Here is a 13,267-nt window from a genome sequence, read left to right as displayed (position 1 = left end):
TCACCCCGCCAGTTCCTCGAGCCGTTCCTTCACCGCGGCAAGATCGGCGCGGAACAGGCGCTCCTGCTTATCCTTCGCCTCGCCATCGAGCCGCAGCAGATACGATGGGTGGGCGGTGACCCACAGCTCGCTGCCATCCTCGAGCGGATGCGGCTCGCCCCGCGCCTTGGAGATGCTGACCGTCTTGCCCAGCATGCTCCGCGCCGCGCTCGCACCCAGCGCCAGGACGACCCTCGGCCTGACGATTTCGCGCTCGCCTTCGAGCCACCAGCGGCAGATGTCGATTTCCTTCGCGGTCGGCGACTGGTGCAGCCGGCGCTTGCCGCGCTGGACGAATTTGAAATGCTTGACCGCATTGGTGACGTAGGTCTGCTTCCGGTCGATCCCCGCCTGTTCGAGATAGCTATCGAGCAACTGACCCGAAGGGCCGACGAAGGGCTTGCCGGCGAGATCCTCCTGGTCGCCCGGCTGTTCGCCGACGACCATCAGTGTGGATCGCTTCAAGCCCTCGCCCGGCACCGCCCGATTGTCGAGCAGACCGATCGGACACCGGCGGCACTGATGGATGGCCCGTTCGATACCGGCGAGCGAGTTGGGCCGCTCCTCGAATTCCATTGCACCTGCCTCGACCATCGCCGCTTCCCGTTTCTGCGCCCCCGCGATCAGCTCCGGGATGAGCGCCGCTTCGGGCATGTTCTTCCAGTATTTGCGGGGCATTTCCTTCAGCATCGCCCCGACCTTCAAACGCGCGGGATTGAAGATGGATGCATAATATTTGCGCCAGAGATCCTCCATCGGATCGCCCGTGGGTGCGTCGGCACGCTGTGCGGGCGGGCCTTCCTGCATGGTCGCGCCATCCCAGTGCAGCGAACCCGCCGGGGTGAGGATCGACCAGCGCATATTGGCGAAGCGGCGCATGAAGAAGCCGGCATTGGCGCGCAGGATGTGATGCTCGGGCTCGAACCAGGCGACGTAATGCTCGCCAGCCTCACCCTCCTCGCCGGCCTCACCGCTCTCGACCAGGCGGAAGCGGACGAATGCGTGCATCTTGTGGCTGTCGCGGCGGACTGCCTTGGCGAGTTCCTCCACCCGCCGGATATCGGGATCGGCGCCATCCTCCATGATCCGCGGGGTTGTCTGCAGCCGCCACAGCAGACGATAGAGCAGCGCGAAACGCTCGGGATCGCGGTGCAGCAACGCGTTGCGCGCCAGCTCGACGAAACGGCGGTTGGCGCGCACCGGCGGTGCATCCGCGGGCGGCGCAGGAAGGCGCTGCTGGCCCGCACCGCCCGCAGAGGCGAAGAGATCGCCGCTGCCGCCCGGCTCGACCCAGACGATCCGGTCGGGCGGCACATCGCTCTGGACCAACGCCCGCGCCCGCTCGCGCCAGATCTCGAAATCGTCGGCTTCGGCGAGCTGGACGAGATAGCGGCTGCCGGCAGCGAGATGCTGGAGTGCAGTCATGCCGCGCTCGTCCCGTCGTCACCCCAGCGAAAGCTGGGGTCTGGTGCGGCGAGGCTGGACCAGGCAGATGGAGATCCCAGCTTTCGCTGGGATGACGGAAAAGTGCGAGGCCTCATGCCGCGAACAGTTCGAGCTGTTCGCGCCTGGGGGCCAGCAGCGCGCGCAGGTCGGCGCGGTCGGTCAGCGTCACCGGGCGCCAGTCGACCGTGCAGATGAAGGGCCGCACCTTGGCGATCGAGACGGTGAGCTTGGCGACATCGTCGAGCCTGAGCGTGCGGTGGCGGCGGCTCGCGACGATGCGATCGACCGCCTTCACCCCCAACCCGGGCACGCGGAGCAATTGCTCGCGGCTCGCGCGGTTGACGTCGAGCGGGAAATTCTCGCGGAACTTGAGCGCCCAGGCCAGCTTGGGGTCGATGTCGAGCGGCAGATTGCCGTCGGCATCGGTCGCCTGCATCACCTCGGCGGGCTTGTAGCCATAGAAGCGCATCAGCCAGTCGGACTGATAGAGCCTATGCTCGCGGATCAGCGGCGGGCGACTGAGCGGGAGCACCGCGCTGGCGTCGGGGATGGGCGAGAAGGCCGAGTAATAGACCCGGCGCAGGCCGAAATTGTCGTACAGCCGGCTTGCCTTGCCGACGATCTCCGCATCGCTGGCCTTGTCAGCGCCGACGATCATCTGGGTGGACTGGCCCGCGGGCGCGAAGCGCGGGGCGTGGCGGAAACGTTTGCGCGCATCCTTCGCTTCCACCAGATCGGCCTTCACCTTGCCCATCGCCCCTTCGATCTGGCGCGCATTCTTGTCGGGTGCGAGACGCATGAGCCCGGCATCGGTGGGCAGTTCGACATTGATCGATACCCGATCGGCATAGAGCCCCGCCTGATGCGCCAGCTCGGCATCGGCCTCGGGAATGGTCTTGAGGTGGATGTAGCCACGAAAATCGTGCTCCACCCGCAGGATGCGGGCGACTTCTACGATCTGCTCCATGGTGCGGTTCGAGCTCTTGACGATGCCCGAGGAGAGGAACAGCCCCTCGATGTAGTTGCGGCGGTAAAATCCCAAGGTGAGATCGACCACCTCCTGCGGGGTGAAGCGCGCGCGGCGGACGTTGCTGCTCTTGCGGTTGATGCAATAATGGCAGTCGAAGATGCAGTGATTGGTCAGCAGAATCTTGAGCAGCGAGATGCAACGCCCGTCGGGGGCATAGGCGTGGCAGATCCCCATCCCCTCGGTCGAACCAAGCCCCTTGCCGCCGAGCGAATCCTTTTTCGCCGTCCCCGAAGAAGCGCAGGACGCGTCATATTTGGCCGCATCGGCCAGGATTTCCAGCTTCTCGAGAGTGGTTTGCGACGCCATCCGTTCCTTATATGTTCCGCCCATTTATATGCAAGCGCGATCATCGGCCAAAGCGGTCGGCTGGGCAGCGGCGCGGAACCGTGTCAGCGTGAGAAGGCCTGGTCGGCCCGTTCCTGCCATTCGGGAGAGAGAATCGCCCGGTCCAGCTCCTGGCGCAATTCGTCCGGCGACACCCGGAACACGGGCAGCGCGATCGACCCGTCGGTTGCGCTGATGCTTCTGTCCCCGGCCGCCGCGCGCGCGGGCTGGAAGGGATAGGCGATCGCATCGATCCTGCCTTCGTCGAAGGCGGCCAGCGCCGCATCGAGATTGGCGAACCGCGCGACGGCCTTGGCACCCGAGAGGTCGGATAGGGCTACCGGACCCTCGGCGATAATACCGATATGCTTGTCGGCCACCGCATCGCCCAGACTGCGGTTGCCGCCCTGCTGGCCGGTGAGCGAGACCAGATAGGCGGTAAGAACCGCGGTCAGCGCCATCGAGAACAGCATCCAGACCATCGCCACGACCCGTCCGGCAACCGTTCGCGGGACGAGATCGCCATAGCCGATCGTCGTGGCGGTGACGCTGGCCCACCAGAACCCCTGCCCGATACCCCGGCTCTTGCTGCCATCCGCGAGCACCTCGTCATTGCCCTTTCGCTCGACCAGCCAGAAGATCGTTCCGGCGATCAGCACCAGCAGCGTGAAGATGGCGACGGTCTTGAAGAAACCGGGCGTGAAAAGACCCAGCAATCCCATGGTGAAGCCCGATCCGGCACCGATCCCGATCAGGCCGATCGAATCGGCATGAAGCGGAAGGCTGCGCGTGGTCTGCGCAGGCGTGTCGGCGCTCGCATAGACGGGGAATTCCGCCTCGCCCGTGTCCGGACCGGCGGCGACGAAACGGTAGTCGATGCCGGTGCGGTCGGCCGCGGCGCGGTAGAGATCGATCGCGGGCCCGCTCCATCGGCCATCGGCCTGCTGCTTGGCATAGGGCGGCAGCTCGGCCACCACCACGGTCTCCTGCGCCGTGGCGGAGCCGGGAGCGAGCGCGAGAAACAGCGAGCAGAGAATGAGCGCGAGCAGGGTTCGTGAGGCGGATATCATGATGCGTTTCTAGGTTGGGCGGATGCAGAAGCAACCCCGCCCGCCCGTGTCGCCGCAACACCCGCTCGTCGGACGGCTCACGCGCACAGGCCCTGCAGATACCAGTCGGGCAGACCGCCGCGACCGTCGCCCACCAGACCCTGGCGGTAGATCCAGTAACGGCGCCCCTCGCCGTCCTCGATGCGGTAATAGTCGCGCAGCCGCGCCGCACCGCGTTCGCGCCACCATTCGGGCGCGATCCGCTCGGGCCCCTCGACGCGCGCCACATCGTGGACGCTGCCGCGCCAGCGGAAGCGCTGCGGATAACCGTCGGGGGTGGCGTAGAGCACCGCGATCCTCTCGGGCCGGTCGAGCAGCTTGAGCGGGCGCTGGTGGAAGGCGAGCTCGGCCTGCGAGGGCGTCTGGACCGCCAGCGGCGGCTGCCAGCGCTGCGCGCGCTCGGGGATATGGCTGGCGTGGAGCACCGGCCGGGTCACCGCGCCCTCCCCCAGCCGCACCGATAACCGGTCGATGCAGGCGGCGAGCGAGGTCCCGTGCTGCTCCGCCGCGGCTTCGAGGTCCTGCTGCTCGAGCGCCAGCGGCTCGGCCCAGCTGGCGCGCAGCCGCAGCATCTCGATCCCGAAGCCGGCATCGACATCGTCGAGCTTGGCCGCGAACAGACGGCAGATATGCGCGGGATCGCGGGTGGCGGCGGCGAGTTCGAGGCGGCGGACCACCACCTCGCCATCGACGCGCCACAGCCCCAGCTCGAGCCGCCGCGCGCCCTGCGCGCTGCCCTCGAGCTCGCGCGCCATGTCCTCGCCCAGATCGGCGAGCACGCGGTCGAGCAGCGGGCGATGGCGGATCGGCTCGAGCAGGCGGCGCTGCACCAGTGGCATGTGCTGCGGCACCACCGGGAGCAGCGGTTCGGGCACGCGGCCGAGCAATTGGTCGAGCCGGATCAGCGGATTGGCGGCGGGCGAGCGGCGGTTGCGGAAGCGCCGCTGGAGCGCATCGCGGCCGATGGTGGTGAGCTCGCCCAGCCGCTTGAGGCCGAGCCGCCGCAGCACGGTCAGCACATCGGGGTCGAGTCGCAGCGCCGCGACCGGGAGCTCTGCGAGCGGCGCGGGCATGCGCTCATGATCCGGTTCGTCCGGCGCGAGAATACTGCGCGGCGCTCCGAAATGGGCCAGCGCCCAGGCGGCCCCGGCGGTCGGCGCGATCGCGCTGCGGATGGTCAGGCGGCGGCGCGCGAAAGCAGCGGCGACATCCTCGAGCAACCGCGGCTCGCCGCCGAAGAGATGCGCCACCGCGGTGACATCGACCAGCAGGCCGTCGGGGGGATCGAGCGCCGACCATGGCCCCCAGCGCATCGCCCATTCGGCGAGCTTCTCGAGCAGCGCGCGATCGCCCGCGGGGTCCGAAGGCGCGGTGCGGATCGCGGGGCACAGCGTGCGCGCATCCGCGAGCATCATCCCCGGCCGCGCACCCGCGGCGCGCCCCGCGGCATTAGCGGCTTCGATGCGCGGGCCATGCGCGGTGTCGGCGATCAGCACCAGCGGCCCTTTCCCGGTCTGTTCCCCCGCCTGCTCCCCAGCCTGCTTCGGGGCCTGCTCCTGCGCCAGTTGCCAGCGATCCATCGCCAGCGCGCCCAGCCAGATCGAGAGGATGCGGCGGGGCGGCGGCGCTCCGGCGCTGCAGGACGCCCCCTGCCCGCCGCTCACCGTCCCGCGGCGCGGGGGTGCCCCCGCTGCGACAATCCGCCGGTCCGGTCGCGGTCCGGCGATTTCTCTTCACCTTCGCGCTTGCGTCCGGCGCGCAATCGCCCACCCTCTTCGTCCAGCAGCCAGCTTCCGGGCGGGTGCGCGCGGGCGCGAAACAGCTCCGCCTGCCAGGCGGGGGTGCCGGGCGCCTGCGCGTTCCAGGGGGGCGCGGCGGAGGGCGCGCAAGCCACCTCCCAGCGCATCCGCGCCGAGCTGAGATCGCGCTGCGCCGCGAGCCGGACGAGGTAGAGCAGGACGCCGTGCCGCTCCGCCGCCAGCGTCAGTCGGCGCGAGGCGGTGAAATCGAGCGCGCGCGGATTGCCCGAGAGCTCGCCGATGACGAAGGCGATCTCGCGGCAGCGCACGCCTTCTTCGAGCGCGAACAACGCATCCTCGGGCTTTTCGGCGAGGACATGGATCACGCGGTGGCGCAGATCCTCGGGCAGGCCCGCGCGATAGGGCCGCCCGGTCAGCCGCGCCGCCTCGCGCGTCTGCACCCACAGCACCGCGCGCCGGTCCTGCGTCTCGCGGACCTCGCCGCGCGGGGCGTGGCGCCAGTCGTCGAGCGCCAGCGCCAGCGCCGCCGCCGCGCCGCCGGCGTGGTTGGTCGCGGAAAACACCTCGCTGTGCGCCACCGGACCCGCACGCGCGGCAAGCCCCGGCTGCCAGCGCGCGCTGCGCCGGGCGAGCGGAGCGGCGGCGACCTCGCAGGTCTGCGAAAGCGTCGGGGAAGGCATGGTGGAACGACTCATCTGTTCCACTTATGTTCCGTCATTCGGCGATTCGCAATCCCGAGCCGGCTTTCATCCCCGCATGCGCCCTTCGTCCCGATCATCGCCGGGACCGAACGCCGCATTCGATCATTGAACCATCGAACCATCCAACAGGAGACCGGCATGAAATACGCAGAAGGCAATCCCGACGAGCTCAAGACCAAGTTCTGGAAGGCGCTCGCCGATTCGCCCTTCCTGTTCCTCCAGCTCGACGGCCAGCCCGATACCGCGGTGCCGATGAGCCCGCAGCTCGACAAGGATGCCAACAGCGCGATCTGGTTCTTCACCCATACCAAGAGCCCGTTCCGCGCGCTCGGCCCCGTGACCGCGACCTTCAAGGGCAAGGATCACGGCATGTATGCGCGCTTCGGCGGTACGCTGGCCGTGGAAACCAGCCGCGCGCGCTTCGACCAGTTCTGGAACAATTTCGTCGAGGCCTGGTACGATGGCGGCAAGACCGACCCCGACATTCTCTTCCTGCGCATGGATCTGGGCGATGCCGAGATCTGGAACGGCGACATGGGTCTGCTCAGCACCGCCAAGATGGCGCTGGGCATGGATGTTCACGAGGATGCCGAGGAGCAGCACGTCAAAAGCACCCCGCTGTGACCAGCTGACCTCACCTCGCTACAAAGGAAAAGGGCCGTTCTCGCGAACGGCCCTTTTTGCTGTCGGATCGAGAATTCCCGTTCGGCTTACGCCCCTCAGGGGTGATCGACGCCGGGGATGCCGGGTTCGACATCGGCATATTCGGGCTCGTGCACCTCGACGATCCCGCGCCCAAGATGGCTGTGCCGACGGCTGTAGGCGAAATAGACCACCAGCCCGATCGCCGACCAGATCGGCAGCACCAGCATCGCCTCTGTCGGCAGGTTGAGGAACAGGAAGGCGCAGCCGCCGATCGTCGCCGGGCCGACCAGCCACAACGCCGGGGTGCGGAAGCTGCGTTTGCGTTCCGGATCGCTCCGGCGCAGCAGCATCACCGCCACCGCCACCATCAGGAAGGCATAGAGCGTGCCGGCATTGGCGATGTCGGCCAGCTGGCCCACCGGGAAGAACGCCGCGCCGAAGGCGACGATCACCCCGGTGATGGCGGTCACCACATAGGGCGTGTTCCACTTGGGATGGACCTTGGAGAGCCCCTCGGGCAGCAGGCCGTCGCGGCTCATAACGAAGAAGATGCGGGTCTGCGCGAACAGCAGCACCAGGATGACCGAGGGCAGCGCGAAGAACGCCGCGATCCCGAGCATGTTGCCGATCCCCGAGAAGCCGATCTGGCGCAACACATGCGCCAGTGCTTCGTCCGAACAGACCAGCGCCGCGGCGTGCTGGGGCATCGCGCATTGCAGCGCGAGCTGTTCGGAGCCGGCAGGAAAGGGAATCCCGCCCGGACCCATGATCGGCTGCCCGCCGATCGTCCCGATCGCACCGGCGGCGACGAGAATATAAAACAGGGTGCAGAACAGCAGCGAGCCGACCAGACCGATGGGCACGTTGCGCTGCGGATTCTTGGTTTCCTCCGCCGCGGTCGAGACCGCATCGAAACCGACATAGGCGAAGAAGATCGTCGCTGCCGCGCCCACCGCGCCGACCCCGGATCCGAAGCCGCCGAACACGCCCGCAGGCAGGAAGGGATTGAACAGATCGGGGTCGAACTGCGGGCTGGTGAAAGTCAGCGCGATGAAGACGGTGAGCGCGGTCACCTTGATCAGGACCAGCACCGCATTGACCCGCGCGCTTTCGTTGGTGCCCACCATCAGCAGCCAGGTGACCAGCAGCGCGATCACCATCGCCGGCAGATTGATGAAGCCGCCCGGTTCGCCGCCCAGTGCCAGCGGACCGGCCGCCAGCCATTGCGGCAGTTCGATCCCGAGGAATTCGTTGAGGATCGTCCCGGCGAAATAGCCCGACCACCCGACCGAGACCGCCGAGGCGGCGATCGCGTATTCGAGGATCAGCGCCCAGCCCACCGTCCAGGCAAGCATTTCGCCCATGGTGGCGTAGGAATAGGTGTAGGCGGATCCCGCGACCGGGATCATCGAGGCGATCTCGGCATAGCAGAGCGCCGCGACGATGCAGACCAGCCCCGCGATCACGAAGGCGAGCATCAGGCCGGGTCCGGCCTTTTGCGCTCCGGCCGCGGTCAGCACGAAAATGCCGGTGCCGATGATGCAGCCGATCCCGAACAGCATCAGCTGGATCGGTCCGAGAGTGCGTTTGAGTGCTTTCTTCCTCGCCGTCGCGAGAATCGCGTCGAGCGGCTTTACCCTGTCCAGAAGCATTGGCCGGAGACCCCCAGGCCCGCAGCGGAACGCTTCCGCCCTGCCAACCTGCAATGCCGTGATTTAGCCCGTTTTACGGGACCGGCAACTGAAAAGATCAGTCGGGCAAAAGCCCGGGGAAAAGGCCGGTCATCAGGATGCCGGCGACCGCGATCGGGCACAGCCAGGCGATCAGAAACCGCCACACGCCGAAAGCCAGCGGACCCAGGCCGGTGACGCTGCGCACCAACGTGCGATCGGCCTTCCAACCCACGAACAGCGAGGTCAGCAGAGCGCCCAGCGGCAGCATCACCTTGCCGGTGAAGCCATCGATCGTATCGAGGATGTCGGTGTTCTCGAACAGCGACCAGAACCCGAGCGGGCGGACCTCGGACAGGACGTTGTAGCCCAGCAGGCACAAGATGCCGATCACGAAGGCACCGCCTCCGAAGATCGTAGCCGATTTAGCCCGGCTCCAGCCGCGCTCGCCGATGCCCCAGGCGGTTGGGACCTCGAGCAGCGAGATCGAGCTGGTCACCGCCGCGACGAGGATCAGGACAAAGAACAGAAAGCCGAACAGCGCGCCGGCGGGCATGGTCTGGAAGGCAAAGGGCAGCGTCTGGAACACCAGCGTCGGCCCCGCGGCGGGGTCGAGCCCGACCGCGAAGACGATCGGGAAGATCATCAGACCCGCCAGTAGCGCCACCCCGATATCGGCAAAGGCGATCAGCGCCGAGGTCGAGCCCAGCCCGCTGCCTTCCTTGATGTAGGAGCCGTAGGTGATCAGTCCGGCGACACCCAGCGAGAGCGAGAACAGCGCCTGACCCAGCGCGGCATTCATCACCTGCGGGGTCAGCTTCGACCAGTCGGGGGTGAACAGGAAGGTAAAGGCATCGCCCATGTCGCCTTCGATAGCGCCGTAGAACACAAGCCCGATCAGCAGCGCAAAAAACATCGGCATCAGATACACCGCCGCCTTTTCGATCCCGGCGTGAACGCCGCGCGCGACGATGAAGAGCGTGGCCCCCATGAAGGCGAGATGCATCGCGAGCAGCAGCCCGGGATTGGCGAACATGTCGGTAAGCCGTTGCTGCACCTGCGCCTGGTTTTCCCCTTCGAGTGCGCCGCGGAACGGTTCGCCCGCGCCGATCGCCTGCAGCAGGTCGCCGCCCATCACGCCGGCGTAGTAGAGCACCCAGCCCGCGACGACCGAATAGAAGGACAGGATGAGAAAGGCAGCGGTCGCTCCGATGGCGCCGAAGATCGACCAATTGGTCGAGGCGTTGGACTGTGCCGCGACGCGCTTGATCGAACCGACCGCATCGGTCTGACCGGCGCGACCGATGAAGATTTCGGAAAGGATGAGCGGCAGGCCGATCAGGAACACGCAGCCGATGTAGAAGATCACGAAGGCGCCGCCGCCGCTCTCGCCCGCCAGCGTCGGGAAGCGCCAGATATTGCCGAGCCCGACTGCCGCGCCGATCGCCGCCAGAATGAATGCCCAGCGCGAGGACCAACCTTCGCTCGTGCTTGTCGTTGTCGCGACCATTATTCAAACCTCTCCATCGCGCGCCTGCGGTCCGGCGCGTGCGCCCGGGCCCATCTGCAATGTTTTCGCTTCTGCGTCGAGGGCGCTTTGCCTTTGCGTTCACAGGGCGCTAGGCGCTTTGGCCATGTCCACGACTTTCCAGATCGACACTTCGACCAGTCGCGCCACCCCAACGCCCGCGCCGATGAAGCGGCTCACCGTGCCCAAACTCCGGGCGCGCAAGACCGACGGCGTGACCGGCGAGCCGCTGGTAATGCTGACCGCCTACACCGCGCGCCAGGCGCAATTGCTCGATGCGCATTGCGACCTGCTGCTGGTGGGCGATTCGCTGGGCCAGGTGATCTACGGCCTGCCCTCCACCATCCCCGTGACGATGGAGATGATGGCGAACCATGCCGCCGCGGTTGTGCGCGGAAGCTATCACGCGGTGGTCGTGGTCGACATGCCCTTCGGCAGCTACGAACGCTCGCCGGAACAGGCCTTCGACAGCGCGGCGCAGCTGCTCAAGCAGAGCGGCGCGGCGGCGGTGAAGCTCGAAGGCGGCGAGGCGATGGCCGAAACGGTCGCCTTCCTGTCGCAGCGCGGCATCCCGGTGATGGGCCATGTCGGGCTGACCCCGCAGGCCGTCAATGTGCTGGGCGGATATGCCGCAAGGGGCCGCAGCGATGCCGAAGCCGAAAAAATCGTCGGCGACGCCCGGGCGCTCGACGCGGCCGGTGCGTTCGCCATCGTGATCGAGGGCGTGGTCGAGAGCATCGCCATCGCCGCCACCGAGGCGGTGTCCGCCCCCACCATCGGGATCGGCGCCTCCGCACGCTGCGACGGGCAGGTGCTGGTCACGGAGGACATGCTGGGCATGTTCGAGCGCGTGCCGCGCTTCGTTAAGAAATACGAGGATATCGCCGCGCTGATCGAACGGACCGCCGCGACCTATGCCGAGGAAGTGCGTAACCGCAGCTTCCCCGGCGAAGATCAGACCTACCAGCCCAAATCCTGAAGGATCACCCGCGCGTGTCCACGCTCCTGCAATTCTACAAATTCTCGCTCGTCTTCACCCTGATCTGTCTCGGGCTGGCGGTGTGGTACGGCTTCGCGAGCACCGGCACGCTGGTCGGTACGCTCGGATTGCTGTGGATCGTGGTGATCCTCTCCATCCTCGAAGTCTCGCTCAGTTTCGACAATGCGGTCGTCAATGCCACGGTTCTGAAGGACATGAGCGAGGTCTGGCAACAGCGCTTCCTGGTCTGGGGCATCGCGATCGCAGTGTTCGGCACGCGGATCATCTTTCCGCTCGCGATCGTGGCGATCGCTGCCGGGCTCGGACCGCTGGCGGCGATCGACCTGTCGCTGAACAATCCGCAGGAATACGAGCGGATCGTCTCGGGCGCACATGTCGGGATCGCCGGCTTCGGCGGCGCCTTTCTGACCATGGTCGGGCTGAAGTTCTTTTTCGACGCCGACAAGGAAGTCCACTGGATCGCAGTGGTCGAAGAAAAGCTGACTCGCGTCTCGGCCCTGCCCGCAGTCGAGATCGGCATGTTGCTGCTGGTGATGTGGGGGATATCCACGCTCCTGCCCGCTGAGGAATCGCTGACCTTCCTCACCGCCGGTCTGCTGGGGGTCGTCACCTTTATCACAGTCGATGCGCTCGGCACCTTTCTCGACATGCGCGAGCAAGCCAAGCGCGCGAGCGGTGTGGTGATGCGCTCGGGTCTCGGCGGCTTTCTCTATCTCGAAGTACTCGATGCCTCTTTCAGCTTCGATGGCGTGATCGGTGCCTTCGCCCTGTCCAACAATATGGTGGTCATCGCACTGGGGCTGTCGATCGGCGCGATGTTCGTGCGTTCAATGACGATCCATCTGGTGCGAAAGGGCACGCTGGCGGCCTATCGCTTCCTCGAGCACGGCGCGTTCTGGGCGATCATCGCTCTGGGGGGCATCATGCTCGCGTCGGTTGTGGTGCATATTCCCGAGGCCATTACGGGGCTGATCGGTGCAACGCTGATCGGTATCTCGCTGTGGTGGTCGGTACGCTGGAACAAGCGCCACGGTACGCTCGAGGCAACGACTTAGTCCGACCGTCCGAGTACGCCGGCAACCGGCGCCGCCGCCACCAGCTGGAACAGGTGGTAGAGCATCAGCGGCACCACTAGAAATCCCGCCACCTCCAGCGGAAAGAGGATTGCCGCAAGCGGCACGCCCACCGCGGTGCTCTTTTGCGTACCGGCGAACAGAAAGGATATCCGGTCGCGGCGCGGCAGGCCAAGCGCCCCGCCGACGAACCATGAGCCGGCATGGCCGAACAGCAGGAAGAGGGCGACCATCCCGCAAAGCCAGGCCCACGCGCCGGGATCGACCTTCCGCCAGATGCCCTGCTCGACAGCGCCCGAGAAGGCGACATACACCGCCAGCGCTATGACGCTCCGGTCGATCCACACGATGTGTCTGCCATGCTGCGAGATGAAGTCTTTCGTCCAGCCCTGGACGAGTTGACCGAGAACGAAGGGCAGCAACAGTATCAGCATGATCCGCTCTGCGGTCTCCCACCCCAGCGGCGCTTCGCTCCCCGTTCCGCCGAGCAAGAAGAACACCGGTACGGTCACGAAGATTCCGGCGATGTTGAGCAGCGCTGCGCTGATCACCGATAGTCCGAGATTGCCCCCGGCGAGCGCGCTGTAGGAAGTGGCCGACTGGACGGTTGAGGGCAGCGAGCCCAGATAAAGAAAACCGATAGCGATCAGCGGCGGCACGAGCCCTTGCCCCGCGCTCGCGAGCGCCAGCCCGGCCAGCGCCATCGCGCCGAAGACCCACAGCAGCAGGGGCAACAGGAACCGCCAGTTGCGCAGACCGGCGCGGATTTCGCTTCGCGCAATGCGCATGCCGTTGAGCAGGAACAGCACGAAGACGCCGGCGCTCACGAGCAGATCGGCGACAGGCCGGGCATCGCCGCCCACCGGGACGATCGCTGCAAGCAGCACCGCGGCGGCAAGCATGCGCAGCATCGGATCGGTCAGGACGGTGCGCAGCGCCATG

11 protein-coding genes are annotated in these 13,267 nt (G+C 66.8%); 3 read left to right on the top strand and 8 right to left on the bottom strand.

What is annotated here, in order from left to right; all coding sequences use genetic code 11:
• The 5 genes from ACQ5J0_RS12730 to ACQ5J0_RS12710 all read right to left on the bottom strand — a co-directional run bounded on the left by ACQ5J0_RS12730 (position 1) and on the right by ACQ5J0_RS12710 (position 6,403).
• Positions 1–1,464, bottom strand: coding sequence for a UdgX family uracil-DNA binding protein (locus tag ACQ5J0_RS12730; RefSeq protein ID WP_462567875.1), 1,464 nt, complete (start codon positions 1,462–1,464; stop codon positions 1–3).
• A 112-nt stretch (positions 1,465–1,576) separates the two neighbouring features.
• Entirely contained in the window at positions 1,577–2,821 is a 1,245-nt protein-coding gene (locus ACQ5J0_RS12725; RefSeq protein ID WP_462567874.1) for a putative DNA modification/repair radical SAM protein, read from the bottom strand.
• An 83-nt stretch (positions 2,822–2,904) separates the two neighbouring features.
• A complete protein-coding gene (locus ACQ5J0_RS12720; RefSeq protein WP_462567873.1) occupies positions 2,905–3,909 on the bottom strand; it encodes a potassium channel family protein in 1,005 nt (334 codons plus the stop codon).
• A 77-nt stretch (positions 3,910–3,986) separates the two neighbouring features.
• Positions 3,987–5,528: a Y-family DNA polymerase gene (locus ACQ5J0_RS12715; RefSeq protein WP_462570117.1), complete on the bottom strand. Its 1,542-nt coding sequence runs from the start codon at positions 5,526–5,528 to the stop codon at positions 3,987–3,989.
• 80 nt (positions 5,529–5,608) lie between these two features.
• A complete protein-coding gene (locus ACQ5J0_RS12710) occupies positions 5,609–6,403 on the bottom strand; it encodes a hypothetical protein (RefSeq protein WP_462567872.1) in 795 nt (264 codons plus the stop codon).
• Between the two features lie 144 nt (positions 6,404–6,547).
• Here ACQ5J0_RS12710 and ACQ5J0_RS12705 point away from each other — a divergent pair, with 144 nt between their 5' ends.
• Complete coding sequence (locus tag ACQ5J0_RS12705; protein ID WP_462567871.1) at positions 6,548–7,033, top strand: pyridoxamine 5'-phosphate oxidase family protein; 486 nt, start codon at positions 6,548–6,550, stop codon at positions 7,031–7,033.
• A gap of 95 nt (positions 7,034–7,128) precedes the next feature.
• Here the strand turns inward: ACQ5J0_RS12705 and ACQ5J0_RS12700 are convergent, their stop codons facing one another.
• Together ACQ5J0_RS12700 and ACQ5J0_RS12695 are read right to left on the bottom strand one after the other, a co-directional pair.
• On the bottom strand, positions 7,129–8,706 hold the full coding sequence (locus ACQ5J0_RS12700) for an amino acid permease (protein WP_462567870.1): 1,578 nt from the start codon (positions 8,704–8,706) through the stop codon (positions 7,129–7,131).
• A 97-nt stretch (positions 8,707–8,803) separates the two neighbouring features.
• A complete protein-coding gene (locus tag ACQ5J0_RS12695) occupies positions 8,804–10,234 on the bottom strand; it encodes a sodium-dependent transporter (RefSeq protein ID WP_462567869.1) in 1,431 nt (476 codons plus the stop codon).
• Between the two features lie 124 nt (positions 10,235–10,358).
• Between ACQ5J0_RS12695 and panB the strand changes: the two genes are divergently transcribed.
• Both panB and ACQ5J0_RS12685 read left to right on the top strand, forming a co-directional pair.
• Positions 10,359–11,231, top strand: a complete 873-nt coding sequence (gene panB, locus ACQ5J0_RS12690) for a 3-methyl-2-oxobutanoate hydroxymethyltransferase (RefSeq protein WP_462567868.1) — start codon at positions 10,359–10,361, stop codon at positions 11,229–11,231.
• 14 nt (positions 11,232–11,245) lie between these two features.
• Entirely contained in the window at positions 11,246–12,307 is a 1,062-nt protein-coding gene (locus ACQ5J0_RS12685) for a DUF475 domain-containing protein (protein WP_462567867.1), read from the top strand.
• Here ACQ5J0_RS12685 and ACQ5J0_RS12680 read toward each other — a convergent pair.
• Positions 12,304–13,266 (bottom strand): bile acid:sodium symporter family protein, encoded by a 963-nt coding sequence (locus tag ACQ5J0_RS12680; RefSeq protein WP_462567866.1) that lies wholly within the window; start codon positions 13,264–13,266, stop codon positions 12,304–12,306. The two genes, ACQ5J0_RS12685 and ACQ5J0_RS12680, sit on opposite strands and share 4 nt — an antisense overlap.
• Between the last annotated feature and the right edge of the window lies 1 nt (position 13,267).

Source organism: Qipengyuania sp. SM2512, from assembly GCF_054954005.1.
The sequence above is the reverse complement of the archived record's forward strand: the minus strand, read 5'-3'. Positions and strand labels throughout refer to the sequence as shown.

What these genes read in the sequence shown, in the direction of transcription:
- ACQ5J0_RS12730 (WP_462567875.1), bottom strand. Translation starts at nt 1,464, where the DNA reads ATGACTGCACTCCAGCATCTCGCTGCCGGCAGCCGCTATCTCGTCCAG.
- ACQ5J0_RS12725 (WP_462567874.1), bottom strand. Translation starts at nt 2,821, where the DNA reads ATGGCGTCGCAAACCACTCTCGAGAAGCTGGAAATCCTGGCCGATGCG.
- ACQ5J0_RS12720 (WP_462567873.1), bottom strand. Translation starts at nt 3,909, where the DNA reads ATGATATCCGCCTCACGAACCCTGCTCGCGCTCATTCTCTGCTCGCTG.
- ACQ5J0_RS12715 (WP_462570117.1), bottom strand. Translation starts at nt 5,528, where the DNA reads ATGGATCGCTGGCAACTGGCGCAGGAGCAGGCCCCGAAGCAGGCTGGG.
- ACQ5J0_RS12710 (WP_462567872.1), bottom strand. Translation starts at nt 6,403, where the DNA reads ATGAGTCGTTCCACCATGCCTTCCCCGACGCTTTCGCAGACCTGCGAG.
- ACQ5J0_RS12705 (WP_462567871.1), top strand. Translation starts at nt 6,548, where the DNA reads ATGAAATACGCAGAAGGCAATCCCGACGAGCTCAAGACCAAGTTCTGG.
- ACQ5J0_RS12700 (WP_462567870.1), bottom strand. Translation starts at nt 8,706, where the DNA reads ATGCTTCTGGACAGGGTAAAGCCGCTCGACGCGATTCTCGCGACGGCG.
- ACQ5J0_RS12695 (WP_462567869.1), bottom strand. Translation starts at nt 10,234, where the DNA reads ATGGTCGCGACAACGACAAGCACGAGCGAAGGTTGGTCCTCGCGCTGG.
- panB (WP_462567868.1), top strand. Translation starts at nt 10,359, where the DNA reads ATGTCCACGACTTTCCAGATCGACACTTCGACCAGTCGCGCCACCCCA.
- ACQ5J0_RS12680 (WP_462567866.1), bottom strand. Translation starts at nt 13,266, where the DNA reads ATGGCGCTGCGCACCGTCCTGACCGATCCGATGCTGCGCATGCTTGCC.